Source organism: uncultured Tateyamaria sp., assembly GCF_947503045.1.
Classification (GTDB): Bacteria; Pseudomonadota; Alphaproteobacteria; order Rhodobacterales; family Rhodobacteraceae; genus Tateyamaria.
The window spans coordinates 1,291,989-1,308,919 of sequence record NZ_CANNCF010000001.1 but is presented as its reverse complement, the minus strand read 5'-3'; the positions used below and the strand labels follow the sequence as shown (position 1 = coordinate 1,308,919).

17 protein-coding genes are annotated in these 16,931 nt (G+C 62.7%); 1 reads left to right on the top strand and 16 read right to left on the bottom strand.

Annotated elements, in window-relative coordinates; all coding sequences use genetic code 11:
- The 16 genes from Q1A89_RS06600 to Q1A89_RS06525 form a co-directional block, all read right to left on the bottom strand.
- Positions 1-609 (bottom strand): NADH-quinone oxidoreductase subunit C, encoded by a 609-nt coding sequence (locus Q1A89_RS06600; protein ID WP_299725133.1) that lies wholly within the window; start codon positions 607-609, stop codon positions 1-3.
- 52 nt (positions 610-661) lie between these two features.
- Positions 662-1,195, bottom strand: a complete 534-nt coding sequence (locus Q1A89_RS06595) for an NADH-quinone oxidoreductase subunit B (protein WP_299725131.1) — start codon at positions 1,193-1,195, stop codon at positions 662-664.
- 660 nt (positions 1,196-1,855) lie between these two features.
- Positions 1,856-2,221 carry an NADH-quinone oxidoreductase subunit A gene (locus tag Q1A89_RS06590; protein WP_299725129.1) on the bottom strand — a complete coding sequence of 122 codons (366 nt, stop codon included), beginning with the start codon at positions 2,219-2,221 and terminating at the stop codon, positions 1,856-1,858.
- Positions 2,222-2,372: 151 nt separating this feature from the next.
- Positions 2,373-3,152 (bottom strand): GAF domain-containing protein, encoded by a 780-nt coding sequence (locus tag Q1A89_RS06585; RefSeq protein WP_299725127.1) that lies wholly within the window; start codon positions 3,150-3,152, stop codon positions 2,373-2,375.
- A gap of 195 nt (positions 3,153-3,347) precedes the next feature.
- Positions 3,348-4,136 (bottom strand): crotonase/enoyl-CoA hydratase family protein, encoded by a 789-nt coding sequence (locus tag Q1A89_RS06580; RefSeq protein WP_299725125.1) that lies wholly within the window; start codon positions 4,134-4,136, stop codon positions 3,348-3,350.
- Positions 4,137-4,147: 11 nt separating this feature from the next.
- The gene (locus Q1A89_RS06575) at positions 4,148-4,999 is read right to left on the bottom strand and encodes a hydroxymethylglutaryl-CoA lyase (protein WP_299725123.1); all 852 of its coding nucleotides are present in this window, start codon (positions 4,997-4,999) and stop codon (positions 4,148-4,150) included.
- A complete protein-coding gene (locus Q1A89_RS06570; protein WP_299725121.1) occupies positions 5,000-5,665 on the bottom strand; it encodes a glutathione S-transferase family protein in 666 nt (221 codons plus the stop codon).
- Positions 5,662-7,599 carry a biotin carboxylase N-terminal domain-containing protein gene (locus Q1A89_RS06565; RefSeq protein WP_299725119.1) on the bottom strand — a complete coding sequence of 646 codons (1,938 nt, stop codon included), beginning with the start codon at positions 7,597-7,599 and terminating at the stop codon, positions 5,662-5,664. The genes Q1A89_RS06570 and Q1A89_RS06565 overlap by 4 nt, the downstream gene beginning before the upstream one ends.
- Positions 7,599-8,288, bottom strand: a complete 690-nt coding sequence (locus Q1A89_RS06560; protein WP_299725117.1) for a hypothetical protein — start codon at positions 8,286-8,288, stop codon at positions 7,599-7,601. Before Q1A89_RS06560 ends, Q1A89_RS06565 begins: the two co-directional genes overlap by 1 nt.
- A 38-nt stretch (positions 8,289-8,326) precedes the next feature.
- On the bottom strand, positions 8,327-9,931 hold the full coding sequence (locus Q1A89_RS06555) for a carboxyl transferase domain-containing protein (RefSeq protein ID WP_299725115.1): 1,605 nt from the start codon (positions 9,929-9,931) through the stop codon (positions 8,327-8,329).
- Positions 9,928-11,391: an AMP-binding protein gene (locus tag Q1A89_RS06550; RefSeq protein ID WP_299725113.1), complete on the bottom strand. Its 1,464-nt coding sequence runs from the start codon at positions 11,389-11,391 to the stop codon at positions 9,928-9,930. The genes Q1A89_RS06555 and Q1A89_RS06550 overlap by 4 nt, the downstream gene beginning before the upstream one ends.
- Before the next feature lie 2 nt (positions 11,392-11,393).
- On the bottom strand, positions 11,394-11,666 hold the full coding sequence (locus Q1A89_RS06545; RefSeq protein WP_299725111.1) for a hypothetical protein: 273 nt from the start codon (positions 11,664-11,666) through the stop codon (positions 11,394-11,396).
- The gene (locus Q1A89_RS06540; RefSeq protein WP_299725109.1) at positions 11,666-12,829 is read right to left on the bottom strand and encodes an isovaleryl-CoA dehydrogenase; all 1,164 of its coding nucleotides are present in this window, start codon (positions 12,827-12,829) and stop codon (positions 11,666-11,668) included. The genes Q1A89_RS06545 and Q1A89_RS06540 overlap by 1 nt, the downstream gene beginning before the upstream one ends.
- A gap of 135 nt (positions 12,830-12,964) precedes the next feature.
- Positions 12,965-13,342 (bottom strand): SnoaL-like domain-containing protein, encoded by a 378-nt coding sequence (locus Q1A89_RS06535; protein ID WP_299725107.1) that lies wholly within the window; start codon positions 13,340-13,342, stop codon positions 12,965-12,967.
- A 157-nt stretch (positions 13,343-13,499) separates the two neighbouring features.
- Positions 13,500-14,696, bottom strand: coding sequence for a DegT/DnrJ/EryC1/StrS family aminotransferase (locus tag Q1A89_RS06530; protein WP_299725105.1), 1,197 nt, complete (start codon positions 14,694-14,696; stop codon positions 13,500-13,502).
- Between the two features lie 84 nt (positions 14,697-14,780).
- Positions 14,781-15,443: an HAD-IA family hydrolase gene (locus Q1A89_RS06525; protein WP_299725103.1), complete on the bottom strand. Its 663-nt coding sequence runs from the start codon at positions 15,441-15,443 to the stop codon at positions 14,781-14,783.
- Positions 15,444-15,584: 141 nt separating this feature from the next.
- Between Q1A89_RS06525 and glmU the strand changes: the two genes are divergently transcribed.
- Positions 15,585-16,931 (top strand): bifunctional UDP-N-acetylglucosamine diphosphorylase/glucosamine-1-phosphate N-acetyltransferase GlmU, encoded by a 1,347-nt coding sequence (gene glmU / locus Q1A89_RS06520; RefSeq protein ID WP_299725101.1) that lies wholly within the window; start codon positions 15,585-15,587, stop codon positions 16,929-16,931.

Sequence of the window (16,931 nt, the reverse complement as noted above, 5' to 3'; positions counted from 1 at the left end):
TCACGCCTCTTCAGGTTTCTTCTCGTCGCCGGGCAGGATGTATTCGGCACCCTCCCATGGGCTCATGAAATCAAACTGACGGTATTCCTGAACGAGGGACACAGGCTCGTAAACCACCCGTTTTTCCACCTCGTCATAGCGGACCTCGGTATACCCCGTGGTTGGGAAATCCTTGCGCAGCGGATAGCCGCGAAAGCCGTAGTCGGTGAGGATCCGGCGCAGGTCCGGGTGGCCGGAAAACAGGATGCCGAACATGTCGAACACCTCGCGCTCGAACCAGTTGGCCGAAGGATGCACATCCGTGATCGAGGGCACCATCTGATCCTCGCGGATCGACACGCGCAGGCGGATGCGGTGGTTCTGGTACATCGACAGGAAGTGATAGACCACGTCGAACCGCTTGGCCCGGCCCGGATAGTCAACCGCCGTAATGTCCACGAGGGACGAGAATTTGCAGGTCGAGTCGCCTTGCAGGAACTCGACAAGGCCCGCGATGTTGGCCGGGGCCACGTCCACGTTCAACTCGTCATGGGTGACGTCCCATTGCAGCACGCAATCGGGCCGTTTGGCTTCGATATAGGCGCCGAGTTCGTTCAGGGCTTCGGTCATATTTGCTCCTCGTCGGAGAATGTCTGTGCGCGACAGCGCGCGTAATCAGGGCTTAGCGGACAATCGTCCCGGTGCGGCGCATTTTGCGCTGCAGTTGCAGGATGCCATAAAGCAGCGCCTCGGCCGTGGGTGGGCAGCCGGGCACGTAGACATCCACAGGCACGATGCGGTCACAGCCGCGCACCACGGAATAGCTGTAGTGATAGTACCCACCCCCATTGGCGCATGACCCCATCGAGATCACGTAGCGCGGCTCGGGCATCTGGTCATAGACCTTGCGCAGGGCGGGCGCCATCTTGTTGGTCAAAGTGCCTGCCACAATCATCAGGTCGGACTGGCGCGGGGAGGCACGCGGGGCGGTGCCGAACCGTTCCAGATCATAGCGCGGCATCGAGGTGTGCATCATTTCAACCGCGCAACAGGCCAGACCAAAGGTCATCCAGTGCAAGGACCCGGTCCGCGCCCAGTTGATCAGGTCATCGGTCGAGGTCAGCAAAAACCCCTTGTCCTGCAAGGCCGTGTTCAGGTTCTGGGCGGCCACGTCGCGGTCCATGCCTGCGGCGTTCGGAGATGTGGCAATCGACATCTGTTCTCTGGCTCCTGCAGTCAGGCAGGCGGCAAATCGCCACCTTTGAGTATTCTTTTCCCATGTATCCTAGCGCCCTGAGGGGGTCAACGCGCCATGCGCCGATCCGGGCGGCTTGTCGCATGGGTTCTGGCCCCTGCGCCGGTGTGGGAATGCACCGCGCCAGACGGGACGTGTCGCGGGCGGCATTTGCCGCCCCACCTAGGCGGCGTCAGGGAAGACAAAACCGGAGGAAACGAGCGAATCGCGCAGGGCACAAAGACGCACAATTGAGCCGAACCGTTATCATTGTTGCCAAATACGAACCAATGCGCAGTCTCGGCCCTTCGCCGGTTCGAAAAAAGTTGACGTGAAGTAAAGGGAAATTTCCGTCTGATTCAACCACAGGTAATTTTCGAAACGAAAAATCGGAAGATTTTTGCTGATTGGCCCCCTGCCCCTGCGTTACCTTGAAGTGGGGAAGATTTGGTTGAACGGACTGGGGAGGTCACACGCAACATGCTCAATACCGTGCATACGCCGCCACCCCGAGGTGACGCAAACGCCAGCCTTTTGACACAGTGCGCCCCGATTGAAGCAACAATAGGTGCCAATTGAATTCAAAAGGCCGCCCCGGTCGGGACGGCCCAAATCAGAAGATTTAAGTACCTTAGGGCGCGCTCATTGCCATTCGAGCGCGCCTTTTTTCCATTCATAGGCAAAGCCGATCGTCAGCACGCCAAGGAAGACCATCATCGACCAGAAGCCGATCATGCTCACATCCTTGAAGGCAACCGCCCAGGGAAACAGGAACGCGATTTCGAGATCGAAAATGATGAACAGGATCGACACGAGGTAGAACCGGACGTCGAATTTCATCCGCGCGTCGTCAAAGGCGTTGAACCCGCATTCATAGGCGCTGACCTTTTCGGGGTCGGGATTGCGCACCGCGATGACCACGGCCGACAGCATCAGAACAAGGCCAAGGCCGATGGCGACGGCCAGAAACACCAGAATGGGGAGGTACTCCCGCAACATGCCTTCCATTGTCGGCTCCTTCGATCTGCCTGTGCGCCTGCCCTGTCTCAAGGTGCAGGCGTGACGTTGGTCTCTGTGTACGCATGCCGCCGCGCAGCGTCAATCGACCCGCATGGGGATCGGGGCCAAAATATTGCAATGCTCGGATGTGGCGCCCGCCCTACTCGGCCGGCTTGCGCGACCATTCCGCAAGGGTCAGCCCGTTTTCGCAGGCCGAGACCTGAACGTTCAGCGCCGTCTGCATCGGCACCGGCAGCGACACGTCCACCCCACCGGGATGGGTGATTTCAGGCAGAAGGTGACGTGCAACCTGCGGCAGGCTCAGCATTTCCTGCGTGTTCAGCTTGAGATCGTTGCGCATCGCGTTGTTGGCAAAAACAAGCTCGCCCGCGGCGTTGTGCACCGTCATCGCCTTTCCCTCCATCTGCGACAGCATGGTCAGGATGGCATCGTTTTCGGCCAGTGCCGCACTCAGCGCCTTTTGCTCATAGCGCAGCAGGTGCCGTTCGATCTTGCTTTCGACCAGATCGCCCACGGCCAGAAGATAGTCGACCTCGCCGTCCTGCCAGATGCGGGCCGAGGTGGTGATCGCACAGACCGCACCGACGATGCCGCGCCCTTCGACCACCAAAGGCACACCCAGATAGGCGCCGATGTTCAGATTCTGCACCGCTGGCAGGGAATTGATGTTGGGATCGCTTTTGGCGTTGTTGATCCGCAAGGGCTTGCCCGCCGCGACGGTACGCCCACAGATAGTATCGCGCAGATTGAATGACCGATTGTCGAGACCACGTGTATCATTAGAATAACCCAGTGCGATCAGGGCCTCGGCGCTCACGATGCTGATCAGGCTCATGTCGCATCTCAGCTTTGCGGAAATCGACTGCGCAAGCGCGTCGAACTCGGCCAAGTTGCTGAAATCATTAGAATAGTGGGACATCGGTCTTCTTTACAGCTCGCGGATAGGAAGGTCACAGGATTGTGAATTCTCCCGTGGGTTTCAGAATTAGCTTAAAACTCTAGTTTCACAAAACAAATTTCCGGAGTCGGCGGGATTGCGCTAAAATCCGACAATAATACAACCGATAGTTGACACCGCGCAGCAACAATGAAAGCGCGCCTGTATCCCGGATGCCTAGTCGCTGGCCCACGCTGTGGCGCGCTTGTCAAAGAAGGCGCCGATGCCTTCCACCGCCTCATCGCTTTCCCAGCGCGTCTTGAGGGCGTTGATCGTCATGTCGATTGTCTCGGCATCGATGCGCGGGCCAAGGGTGCGGGCCAGCGCCTTGGCCTCCGCCACCGCACCGGGCGCGCAGGACAAGTAAGGCACAACCTCAGCCTCGATGGCTGCGTCCAGATCCGCATGCGGCACGGCGCGCGCCAGCAGGCCCAGCGTCACCGCCTCTTGCGCATCAAACAAGCGCGCGGACATGAAGACGCGCCGCGCCCGCCCCTCGCCCATCCGCGCCAGCACATAAGGCCCGATGGTCGCCGGGATCAGGCCCAGCCGCGTCTCCGTCAGCCCCATGCGCAGGCTGTCCACGCCGATGGCCACATCACAGACCGACGCCATGCCGACCCCGCCGCCAAAGGCATTGCCCTGCAGCGCCCCGATCAGCGGCTTGGGCATGGTGTTGAGCGCCTGCAGCATATGGGCCAGCTTTCCGGCCTCGCGGGCGCGGGTGTCGGCATCCGCCTGCATCTGTTCGCGCATCCAGCCCAGATCGCCACCCGCGCAGAAACTCTTGCCCGCGCCGGTCAGCACCACGACCCGCACGGCACTGTCCGCGCCGAGGTTCACAGCGGCCTGGGTCAGCTCGGCCAGCATCTGCGCGCTCAACGCGTTGTGTTTGTCTGGCCGGTTCAGGGTCAGTGTCGCAACGCCGCGCCCGTCCGTTGCAATGGATAAGGTCTCAAAGCTCATGGGTGCCCCCCTCAGGCGCGCATGGCCTGCGCGCGCGCCGCACAGGCCTTGACCACGTCAAGATCGAGGCCGGTGTCATAGCCCAGCCGCTCCAGATGCTCGGCCACAGCTTCAGTCGCCACATTGCCCGCCGCACCGGGCGCATAAGGGCAACCGCCGAGGCCCCCGACAGCGGCATCAAACACCCGCACCCCAAGGCTGAGCGAGGCGTCGATATTGTCCAGCGCCCGCCCTCCGGTGTCGTGATAGTGCCCGGCCAAGCGGCCGACGGGTACCACATCGCGCACCGCCAGCAGCATCCGCGCAATGGCATCCGGCGTGCCGTGGCCCAGCGTGTCCCCCAGCGAAATCTCGTAACAGCCCATGCCAAACAGTCGGTCCGCCACCCGCGCCACCGCACCGGGATCAATCGGGCCGTCATGGGGGCAATCCACCACGCAAGACACGTAACCGCGCACCGGCAGATCAATCATCCGCGCCGCCTCGATCACCGGGGCGAACCGCGCGAGGGATTCGTCGATGGAGGCGTTGATATTGGCCCTCGAAAACCCTTCGCTGGCGGAGCCGAAGACGGCGATTTCATCCACGCCCGCCTCGATAGCGGCATCGAACCCCTTCATGTTGGGTGTCAGAGCGGAATAGCGCACGTCCGCCGCGCGGTTGATCCCGGCAAACACATCGGCGCTGCCCGCCATCTGCGGCACCCATTTGGGACTGACAAAGCTGCCCGCCTCGATACGGCGAAAGCCCGCGGTGCTGAGGTGATCAATCAGCGCAACCTTGTCGGCCACCGCAATCTCGCGTGTTTCGTTCTGCAGGCCATCGCGCGGACCCACTTCGTAAATTTCGACTGACCCTAGCACTTAACCCTCCCAAGCCGGATAGAAATCCCTGTCATAAAGACCGCCATCGCCATCGGGCAGGCTGGCCTGAAACGCAGCACGTTCGCTGATCCGTTCGAACCAGCGCGCAGTTTCGGGGTGATCCTCCAGCGTCGCGAAATGGCGCGCCATATAGACCGCCTGCCCAACCGAAATGTCGGCGGCAGAGAAACCGGATGTCAGCAGATAGTCGCGGTTTTCCAGCGGCGTGGACAGGCGCGCCTCGATCGCGTCATAGCATTTCTTGACCCGCGCGGCCTCGATCTTCATGACAATCGGGCTGCGCATGTGATCCTCGTAAAGGGCGACATGTTGCTGGGTCAGGGCTGCGACATGCTGGCTGATGGTTTCAGCAAAATGCACCCAGACCAGCCATGCCATGCGGTCCATGCTGGCGGCACTGCGCCCAAGCCGGTCGGGGCTGTAGCGCTCGCACAGGTATTCGGTGATCGCGCCCGTCTCGAACATCCGCTCGCCGTCGATTTCAAGGGCGGGCACACGCCCTGCCGGGCTCACCGACAAAAACTCAGGGCGGCGCAGCGATTTGTCGAACGGGTGGACCACAAGGCGAAAGGGCACGTCCAACTCGTTCAGCAGCCACAGCGTGCGCATCGAGCGGGTCTGCGGGCAATGGTGCAGGGTGATCATGTCTCCGCATCTTCCAGCCGGACAAGGGCCGCGCCCGCGCTGACCTGTTCACCAGTGTCGGCCAGCACTTCGGCGACAATCCCGTCGCGTTGGGCCAGCAGGGCGTGTTCCATCTTCATGGCTTCCAGAATGGCCAATCTGTCGCCCTTTGCAACCTTTGCGCCCGGAGTTGCGAACATCATCTTGACCAGACCGGGCATCGGCGCCTCGATCAGGTTGCCGTCACCTGCGGCACTTGCAGCCACATCCAGAAGGTCGATGGCGCGGTAAGCGACGCCGTAGTGATCAAATACCGTGGCAATGCCACCCGCGACATCGACATCCGGTTTGGGCTGCCCATCGATATTCCACCGCCCCTGCCGCTGTTCTGCGGTCAGGGTCGTCCCTTCCACATGCCAGCGCTGCGCATCCGGGCCCAGCACCTCGACATGAACGTCAAGCACGGTATCGCCAAGCGCCAGCGGCACCGCGCGGCGCAACGGGCTCCACAAGGAAAACCCGGTTGTCCCGCTTGCGGCATCAAGGCCCGCCACCGCCATGGCCGCTGCCACCGCGTGGCGCGGGTTTGGGTCTGGCATCGCTGTCAGCCCGTCCAGATCGCGCGCGATCAGCCCGGTATCCACCTCGCCCCGGCCAAAGCCCGCATGCCCCGCAAGTGCTCCCAGAAAGGCAAGGTTCGTCACCGTGCCCGCAACCTGGGTCTGCGCCAGCGCCTGCGACAGGCGGCGCAGGGCCACGTCGCGGGTCGGCCCATGGGTGATCACCTTGGCAATCATCGGGTCATAAAACGGGCTGATCGCATCCCCTGCCCGTACGCCGCTGTCGGCGCGGGCAGTGTCGGGAAACTGCAAATGGGTCAGCGTGCCGGTCGCCGGCAGAAACCCCGCAGGCACATCCTCGGCATAGAGGCGCGCCTCGAACGCATGGCCGTTGATGCTGAGGTCATCCTGGGATGCAGGCAACGGCTCACCGGCGGCCACGCGCAACTGCCATTCCACCAGATCAACACCGGTGATCGCCTCGGTCACCGGGTGTTCGACCTGCAGACGCGTGTTCATTTCCATGAAAAAGAAACCATCGGCACGCAGCGGGCCAGAGCCATCGACGATAAACTCGACCGTCCCCGCACCCTTGTAGCCAATAGCCTCCGCCGCCTTGACCGCCGCCGCGCCCATGGCCGACCGCATCTCGGGCGTCATGCCGGGGGCTGGCGCTTCCTCGATCACCTTCTGATGGCGGCGCTGCAGTGAACAGTCGCGTTCGAACAGATGCACCGCGCGGGTACCATCGCCAAAGACCTGCACTTCGATATGGCGCGGGTGCGTCACAAATTTCTCAACCAGTACATCCGCATTGCCAAAAGCGGTCTTGGCCTCGCTGCGGGCACTGGCAAGCGCGTCGGCAAAACCACTCGGCTCCTCGACCAGCCGCATGCCCTTGCCGCCACCTCCGGCAACCGCCTTGATGAGAACGGGATAGCCCATCTTGGCCGCCTCGCCCGCCAGCAGATCGTCATCCTGATCCGCCCCGTGATAGCCCGGCACGACGGGCACACCCGCCTCGACCATCAGCGCCTTGGCGGCATCCTTGAGGCCCATGGCGCGGATCGCTTGCGCCGATGGGCCGATAAAGGTCAGCCCGGCCGCCGCGACGGCCTCCACAAAATCCGGGTTCTCGGACAGAAAGCCATAACCGGGATGGATCGCCTGCGCGCCCGTGTCCAAAGCGGCCTGAATGATCACATCGCCGCGCAAATAGCTTTCCGCAGGCGGGCTTGCCCCGATGTGCACGGCGGCGTCCGCCATCGCGACATGTTTGGCGCGCGCATCAGCGTCCGAGTAAACGGCCACGCAAGCCACGCCCATGGATTGCGCCGTTTCCATCACCCGGCAGGCAATCTCGCCCCGGTTCGCGATCAGGATTTTGTCAAACATTACCACCAAGCCCCTGATTTTCCGTCGTGCAAGTGTTGTCTCACATAAGCGGGCAAAGGCCACGCATCGCGCTCCAGTCCCGAACGCCGCCCGGACCCGCCGTCCTTGAATGCATGCTCCATCAATTCGGCATGCAATGTGATGGTCAGCGCGCCGAGGGCCGCGTCCACTTTGGTCTGCGTTTCGTCAATCGCCGCATCCAGCTTTTGCGCATCCGACCGCGACGTCATCCACGAGGTGGGCAGGATTTGGGCCAAGACCGCCTTGCCGGTCGTCGTCGCTGCCAAAAGAACAAGGTTGGAAAGGAAAGAGCCCAAAGACGCGCCCTTCAACTCTCCAAACGTGTTTTTCAGGAATCCGAACCAGCCGGTCTTGCGTTCGCCCTGTGCTTCCAATTGCGCGCGGGCAATGTCGAATTCCCGGGCAAAGCTTCGACGAAACTGGCGGGCAAATTCGGTTCGGGAAAAGTCATCGCGCCCGGCCCACACGCGAAGTTTCGGGCGCGCGAACAGGCCCTGACGTGAGGATTCGACAAATTGCTCGAAGTCGAAGATGAAAAAATAGTCCTCGGCGTCCAAAGAGTTGTGGACCACGTAGACCGGGATCTCGACATCCTTGCCCAACTTGGGCAATTCGATCCCCTGCACGGCCGCGCTGAGCTTTCCAATGATCTTGTCAGCACCAAACATTGTCATCGTCCTTTCCTGCTGTTGCCAGCATCCATCCATCACATCCGGAACAGGCCAAAGCGTGTCTCCTCGATGGGGGCGTTGAGGGCGGTGCGCAGCGACAGGTGCAGCACCTCGCGGGCGCGGCGCGGGTCGATCACACCGTCATCCCACAACCGGGCAGAGGCATAAAGCGGGTGGGACTGTTCCTCGAACATGTCGATGGTCGGCTGCTTGAATGCCGCTTCCTCATCCGCAGACCATGCGCCGCCCTTGCGCTCGATCGCATCGCGCTTGACGGTGGCCAGCACCCCTGCGGCCTGCGCCCCACCCATGACCGAGATGCGACTGTTGGGCCATGACCACAGGAACCGCGGAGAATAGGCGCGCCCCGCCATGCCGTAGTTTCCAGCCCCGAAGGACCCGCCCACCAGCATCGTGATCTTGGGCACCGAAGTGGTGGCCACAGCAGTCACCATCTTGGCACCGTGGCGCGCGATCCCTTCGTTTTCGTACTTTTGGCCGACCATGAAGCCCGTGATATTTTGCAGGAACACCAAAGGGATACGGCGCTGACTGCACAGCTCTATGAAATGCGCGCCCTTCTGTGCAGCTTCGGAAAACAGCACGCCATTGTTGGCGATGATGCCCACAGGACAGCCCATAATATGGGCGAAACCGCAGACCAGCGTTTCCCCGAACCGCGCCTTGAACGGATCAAAGCGGGAGCCATCAACGACGCGCGCGATGACCTCATGAATGTCGTAAGGCGTGCGCAGATCACCGGGGACAACGCCCAGGATCTCTTCGGGGTCGTATGCGGGGTCTTCCGGACTTTGCAAAGTGACCGTGTCGGGTTTGCAAAGGTTAAGGTTTGCGACACTTCTGCGTGCCAGCGCCAGCGCGTGGGCGTCATCCTCGGCCAGATAATCCGCCACGCCGGACAGGCGCGTGTGCACATCGCCCCCGCCCAGTGCCTCGGCAGTGACCACCTCGCCCGTGGCGGCCTTGACCAAGGGCGGACCGGCCAGAAAGATGGTGCCCTGTTCCTTCACGATGATCGTCACATCCGACATCGCAGGCACATAGGCCCCGCCTGCCGTGCAGGACCCCATGACCACAGCGATCTGCGCGATGCCCTTGGCGCTCATCTGCGCCTGATTGAAAAAGATACGTCCGAAATGGTCGCGATCCGGAAACACCTCATCCTGATTGGGCAGGTTCGCGCCGCCGCTATCGACAAGGTAGACGCAGGGCAGATGGTTCTGTTCGGCAATCTCCTGTGCGCGCAGGTGCTTTTTGACGGTCATCGGGTAATAGGTGCCGCCCTTGACCGTCGCATCGTTGCAAATGACCATCACGTCCTGCCCCATGACCTGCCCGATGCCCGCGATCACGCCCGCACAGGGCGCAGCGCCGTCATAGAGGCCATGCGCCGCCGTCGCGCCGACCTCAAGAAAGGGAGAGCCGGGATCGAGCAGGTTAGCGACCCGCTCACGCGGCAGCATCTTGCCGCGGGAGACATGGCGTTCGCGCGACGCCTCACCGCCGCCGGCTGCCGCTGTTTCAGCGGCTGCGCGCACCACCTCCAACGCCTCCAGATGAGCGGCGCGGTTGGTGCGGAACGTCTCGGATGAGGGCAGCGCCTGCGAAGTGAGTTTCATGGCGAGTCTCCTGTTTCGGCGGCGGCGCGGGCCTTGAGGTCCTTGCGGATCACCTTGCCCGTTACGGTCATGGGCAGGGCATCAACAAAAGTGATTTCCCTTGGGTATGAATAGCTTGCAAGGCGTTCTTTGACGTAATCCTGCAACCTGCCTGCGTCGACCTGCGCGCCTGCGCGACGCACTACATAGGCTTTGACAATCTCGGTGCGCAGCGGGTCGGGTTTGCCCACCACCCCCACTGTGGCGACGTCCGGGTGGGTCATCAGACAATCCTCGATCTCGGCGGGGCCAATGCGGTATCCGGCTGAGGTGATGACGTCATCGTCGCGTCCAACAAAACGGACAAAGCCTCCGTCTTGTTGGCCCCGGTCGCCGGTCAGCATCCAGTCGCCGCGGAACTTCTGGGCCGTTTCCTCGGGGCGCTGCCAATAACGCAGCATCATCGACGGTGCGCCGCGCCTGACCGCTATATCGCCCTCGCCGTCCGTTATTTTGCCGTCGGCGTCAATGACCTGAACATCAAAACCGGGCACTGGCCGCCCCATATAACCGGGCCGCGCCGGGTATCGTGCAGAACAACTGCTGATCACCATGTTGCATTCGGTTTGCCCGTAAAATTCATTTATGGTCAGCCCAAGCGCGCGTTGACCCCAGGCGAGCATCTCGGCACCCAGTGGCTCACCTCCGCTCGCGACCGAGCGCAGGCCGTGGATTTCGACCCCGTTCGATTTCAGCATGCGCAGCGCGGTTGGTGGGAAAAACACATTTTTGACAGCACCTTGTGAGATGATCCTGATGCACTCTTCGGGTGTAAATTTCGGGATGCGCGCCGCCACGACCGGCACGCCAAGCGCAAGGCCGGGCATCAGCACGTCAAACAGCCCGCCGATCCACGCCCAGTCCGCCGGGGTCCAGAGGCAATCGCCGGGCTGGCCGAGATCATTATGGCTGAGCGCTACGCCGGGCAGATGACCGTCAAGCACGCCGTGCCCGTGCAGCGCGCCCTTTGGCGTACCCGTTGTGCCGGAGGTGTAGATCAGCACGGCGGGCGTGTCGTTATCCGCCGCGAATACCGGAACAGGGTCGCCTGCGATTCCCGCTGTCTCTGCGTGCCAACAAGGAGCGAGATCGCCCACCAGATCAGCGCCCTCGCTGTCGGTCAACACGAGGGACAGACCGGAATCCATGATCCGCGAGCGCAGCGCATCTTGCTTGAAGAGTTTGAAAAAAGGCACTGAAATCGCGCCGATTTTCCAGATTGCGAGATGGGCCGCCGCGCACCATGGCGATTGCGACAGGAGCACACCGACGCGATCTCCGGGCTGGACTTGTGCTGCGAGTGCGCGCGCGAGCCAATCGCTCATCTCGGCCAAGGCACCATAGGTCACGTCATGGCAGGCACCGGTGAGGTCGATGATCGCCACCTGATCGGCGGGATGGACAAGGCATTGGGCGGCCATGTTCACAGCTCGTCCTCCGGCGCGACGCGCACCGCGCCAAAGCGGTCCACGTGATAGGTGACATCGCCGCATTTGACCCGAAACACGTGCGCCCCTTCCCCCGCCCAGCCGAGGCAGTCGGTCACGGCGCCGCCATGTTCTGCCACATGCCGCGCGGCGACCGCGTTGATGATCCCGGTTGCGTCGAGGGTCACCTGTCGCTGGCCCAGCCAGAATCCTGCCATACCGGCCAGCACCACCAGAACGGATGTCGTGATGAGGACGGAGCGTGGCATCAGCCCATCGCCGTGACCAGTTCGCGCCCCACCAGCATGCGCCGGATTTCTGAGGTGCCCGCGCCGATCTCCATCAGTTTGGCGTCGCGGAAGATGCGCGCGACGGGTGCGTCGTTGAGGAACCCGGCGCCGCCCATAGCCTGGACGGCCTGATGGGCCTGTTTCATCGCCTCCTCGGAGGCATAAAGGCAGCAGGCGGCGGCGTCCTGCCGGGTCACGGTGCCCCGGTCACAGGCCTTGGCGACCTCGTAGACGTAAGCCCGCGCCGAATTCATCGCCGTGTACATGTCGGCAATCTTGCCCTGCATCAGCTGGAAGGATCCGATGGGCTGGCCGAACTGTTTGCGCTCGGCCATGTAGGGCATGATTTCGTCCATGCTTGCGGCCATGATGCCAAGGCCGATGCCCGCAAGCACCACCCGTTCGTAATCAAGGCCCGACATCAGCACAGCCACGCCGCGCCCCTCGATCCCCAGCACGTTGTCAAAGGGGACTTCGACATCCTCAAAGATCAGCTCGGCCGTGTTCGAGCCGCGCATGCCCAGCTTGTCGAAATGGGGAGACGTGGAAAAGCCGGTCATGGACTTTTCGATCAGGAAGGCGGTGATGCCCTTGGGGCCCGCCTCCGGGTCGGTCTTGGCATAGACCACCAGCGTGTCGGCGTCGGGGCCGTTGGTGATCCAGTATTTCGTGCCGTTCAGGATGTAGCGGTCATTGCGCTTTTCGGCGCTCAGTTTCATCGACACGACGTCCGATCCGGCGCCCGCTTCGGACATCGCAAGCGCGCCCACATGTTCACCGCTTATCAGGCCGGGCAGGTATTTCGCCTTTTGCTCGGGCGTGCCATTCAGCTTGATCTGGTTCACACACAGGTTGGAATGCGCGCCATAGGACAGCGAAACCGAGGCGCTGGCCCGTGCGATTTCCTCGATGGCGACGGTATGGGCGAGGTAGGACATGGCTGCGCCGCCGAACTCTTCCTCGACCGTGATACCCAAGAGGCCCAATTCGCCCATTTCGGTCCACAGCGCGGGCGGAAAGGTGTTTGTGGCGTCAATCTCGGCGGCCATCGGCTTGATGCGCTCTTGCGCCCAGCGGTGCACCATGTCGCGCAACGCATTGACGTCTTCGCCCAGATCAAAGGCCATGGAATGGGTGAACATGCAGCACCTCCCCGATTTATTGAACGCTCGTTCATTAATATAATGTGAACGATCTTTTGTCCAGTATCCATGTGGGATGGCGCGGCCACAAGGGCGTGTACGCGGGCGGTGTCGTGCGAGAGACTGGCGGTCGGCCTATCTCGGCTGCACGAAGAATTCTTCGCGCACGATCTTGTCGTCGCGGATCGTGTAGATGGCGATTTCGCGCAAGGTCATATTCTGACCCGTTTCCTTGTGGGTCACATCGGCCTCGTAACGCACGCTGAACCTTGTCGGCGGGTGCACATAGGGGCCGTCGACCTCGAGGCGGTTGATCTCGTGCGCGGCCACCCAATCGATGCGTTTCGCCTTGATCGCCTCGCGGCCCTTGGCGATCCGGACATCGCGTGCCGGGGGCACCACGGCTTCGACGGATTCTGCGTTTTCGGCATAGGTCGCATCGACATGCGCGATGCCCTCGCGCGCTTGCATTGCCCGAACGAAGTCCTGCCCGAGCCTGATCAGATCTTCCATCTCAGCCTCCTCTTTGGTTGGGTTGAGCGTAGCAGCGTTCGCGGCCCGTCCCCTTGATCAGGATCAACGGAGCGGGTGTTGTCGAGAGCCGTGGGAGGTCAGCGCCGCGAGCCGCAGCGTGAGCGCGCTGGCTCGACGGCGTCTGAGGTTGGAAAACCTAGGCTCTGGCCTGATAGACGGCGCTGACTTCGCCCCGGATGATCCGCGCAATCAGGGCGCAATCCTCAAGGCTGAAGGTGAGCGGCACGCGCATGTCCACGATGCCTGCAAGCACCCTGTCGCTGGCTGCCATCGGGGCGGAGGGCGCATAGCGCCAGCTGTCATATTTGCTGGTAAAGGCGACAGGTTCGGGCGCGCCGAACCATTTCAGCTCGACCCCGCGCGCGCCGCAGCGTGCCACCACCTCGCGCACCGCCGAGGCGGCCCAGTCGAGCAGCAGGAACTGGATGGAAGAGCCGACGATGGTTTCGGCGGCAGGCCGGTCGATCACCGTCAGACCCGGCGTGTCGCGCAGGCCCTGTTCCAGCGTGTAATAGCGCTCGTTCCAGCGTTTGCACTGGGTGGCGAGGTCCGCCACCTGCGGGCGCAGGATGGCGGCGCGCAGGTTGTCCATGCGTCCGGAGATGTTGGGTGTTGTGTATTTGATCTCGTCGAAGGCCTCTTTGGGTGGGGCCGCGAGGTGGCGTTCAAACAGCATGTAGCTGCCCGACAGCATGATCGCGCGCGCCGCGATGTAGGGATCGTCCGTAACCAGCAGACCGCCCTCGCCCGAATTGACGTGCTTGTAGGTCTGGCAGGAATAGCACCCCACCGCCCCGTGCCGCCCCGATGGCACACCGCGCCAGGCTGCGCCCATCGTGTGCGCGCAATCCTCGATCACAGTGACATTTGCGGCGTCACACATCTTCATCAGCCGGTCCATGTCGCAGATATGCCCGCGCATGTGGCTGAGCAGCAGGACGCTGGCCTGATCCAGCTTGGCGGCGAGGTCATCAAGATCGATTGTGAGGCTTTCGGTGACGCCGACAAACACCGGCACGGCACCGATGGACGCGATGGCCCCCGGCACGGGCGCAAGGGTAAAGGCGTTGGACAACACCTTGTCCCCGGCCTTGACCCCGACGGCGCGCAGGGCTGTGGCCATGGCGTAGCCGCCCGAGGCGACCGCCAGACAATAGGGCGCGTCGACAAGCGCTGCGAATTCCTGTTCCAGCAAGCCGGTTTCCGAGATCTCTTCGGGCACCGTGTTGTAACGGTGCAGGCGTCCGTGGCGCAGCACGGCGAGGGCCGCATCGATGCCTGCTTCGGGAATCGGTTCTTGCTGGGTGAAACTGCCGGTGAAACGTTCTGTCATGGCCCCGTTTTGCGCGCCCTCCGCGTCCGCGTCAATGCGGTGCGTTGGCAATTCACGATATCGAATGCGGGGATTATCGCGTGATCACCGGTTGAGAAGCGTGGCCACCACCGCGGGCAACGCTGCGTAATCTTCAAGCAAGGCCTCGGGTTCCAGTGCCGCCATGTCGTCACCCGAGGGGCCGAAGGTGACCAGCACCGATGGCACACCGGCGGCGCGCGCCGTTTTGCGGTCGGTGTCGCTGTCCCCCACCAGAAGGCAGGCGCGCGGATCGACGCCCAGACGGCGGGTCGCCTCGAACAGGGGTTCGGGGTCGGGTTTGCGCACGGGCAGCGTATCGGCCCCGATCAGTGAGCCGAATTGATCGCGTACGCCAAGGTCGGACATGAGCTGTTCGGCCAGTGCCTCGGGTTTGTTGGTGCAGATGCCCACCGCATGGCCGTGGGATTTGAGAACCCCGATGGCCTCCATCGCGCCGGGATAGAGCCGCGTGTGCACGCTGATGGCCGCGCCATAGGCCTCGAGCAGCACCGGGTAGTAGCGATCCACTGTGCCTTCATGCAGTTGATCGACCCGCGCAAGCCCTGCGCGCAGCATCGCCCGCCCGCCGCGCAGCGCGACGCCAGCGTCCGCCGCGCCCAGCACATCGCCCAGCCCCATGTCGCGAAAACAGAGATTGGCCGCCGCCAACAAGTCGCCACTGGTGTCCGCAAGCGTCCCATCCAGATCGAAAATCACCGCTGTCATTACTGCCCTCTTTACCGCCTCTGGCCCGCGACATGTTGCAAGCCGCAATTTTGTTTGATGGCCCGCCCGCTTGCGCACACGCTGTTAGCGGATAAACAGGGCGCAACAAGAATACAAAGAGATTTGGCCAAGAGGCAGTACATGAGCGTTGCATTAATCATCCTGGCCGCGGGTAAGGGCACGCGGATGAATTCCGACCTGCCCAAGGTGCTGCACCCCATTGGTGGCGCCCCGATGCTGCATCACGCGATGCGGGCGGGCAGCGTACTGGCGCCCGAACATACGGTTGTCGTCGCAGGCTATGGCGTCGATGCCGTGACCCGCGCCGCACTCGCCTTTGACGATGAGGCCAAGGTCGTTGTGCAGGCCGAACAGCTGGGCACCGCCCATGCCGCAGCCCAGGCGCGTGAGGCCCTGAGCGGGTTTGAGGGGCGCGCCATCGTGTTGTTTGGGGATACGCCCTTCGTGCGCGCCGAGACGCTTGAGGCGCTGATGGAGACCACTGCCGACGTCACAGTGCTTGGGTTCGAGGCCACTGATCCGGCCCGCTATGGCCGTCTGGTGATGGAGGGTGAGCAGCTTCAGCGCATCGTCGAATTCAAGGACGCAAGCGAGGCTGAGCGCGCGATCACCCTGTGCAATTCCGGCGTGCTGGCCGCCCCTGCCCCCTTGCTGTTTGATCTGATCGCCGAGGTCCAGCCTGATAACGCCCAAGGCGAGTATTATCTGACCGACCTGCCCCGCCTTGCCCGCGCACGCGGGCTGGATGTGGCCGTGGTGCGCTGTGCTCAGGACGAAACCCTTGGCATCAACAGCCGCGCGGAACTGGCGGGTGCCGAGGCGCAGTTTCAGGCCGCTGCGCGGGCGGCATTGCTTGAGGACGGCGTGACGCTCGCCGCGCCCGACACCGTATTCCTGTCGCTTGATACCAATATCGGGCGTGATACGCTGATCGAGCCCAACGTGGTCTTTGGCCCCGGCGTGAGTGTTGAATCCGGTGCCACGATCCGCGCCTTTTCCCATCTGGAGGGCTGTCACGTGTCGCGCGGTGCCGTGGTCGGCCCCTATGCCCGTCTGCGCCCCGGCGCAGAACTGGCCGAGGATGTCCGCGTGGGCAACTTTGTCGAGATCAAGAACGCAACCCTCGCCCCCGGTGCCAAGGTCAATCACCTGAGTTACATCGGAGATGCGTCCATCGGGGCGGCCTCCAACATCGGGGCGGGCACCATCACCTGCAATTATGACGGAGTGATGAAGAATTTCACCCATGTGGGCGAGCGCGCCTTTATCGGCTCGAACACGATGCTGGTCGCCCCGGTCACCATCGGGGACGAGGCGATAACCGGCTCAGGCTCGGTCATCACATCGGACGTTGAGGCGGGCGCACTGGCGCTGGCCCGCGCCCCGCAAGTGGAAAAACCGGGCATGGCGCGCAAGCTCATGGACATGCTCAGGGCCAAGAAGGCCAGACAAAGCAGAGGCAGCTAA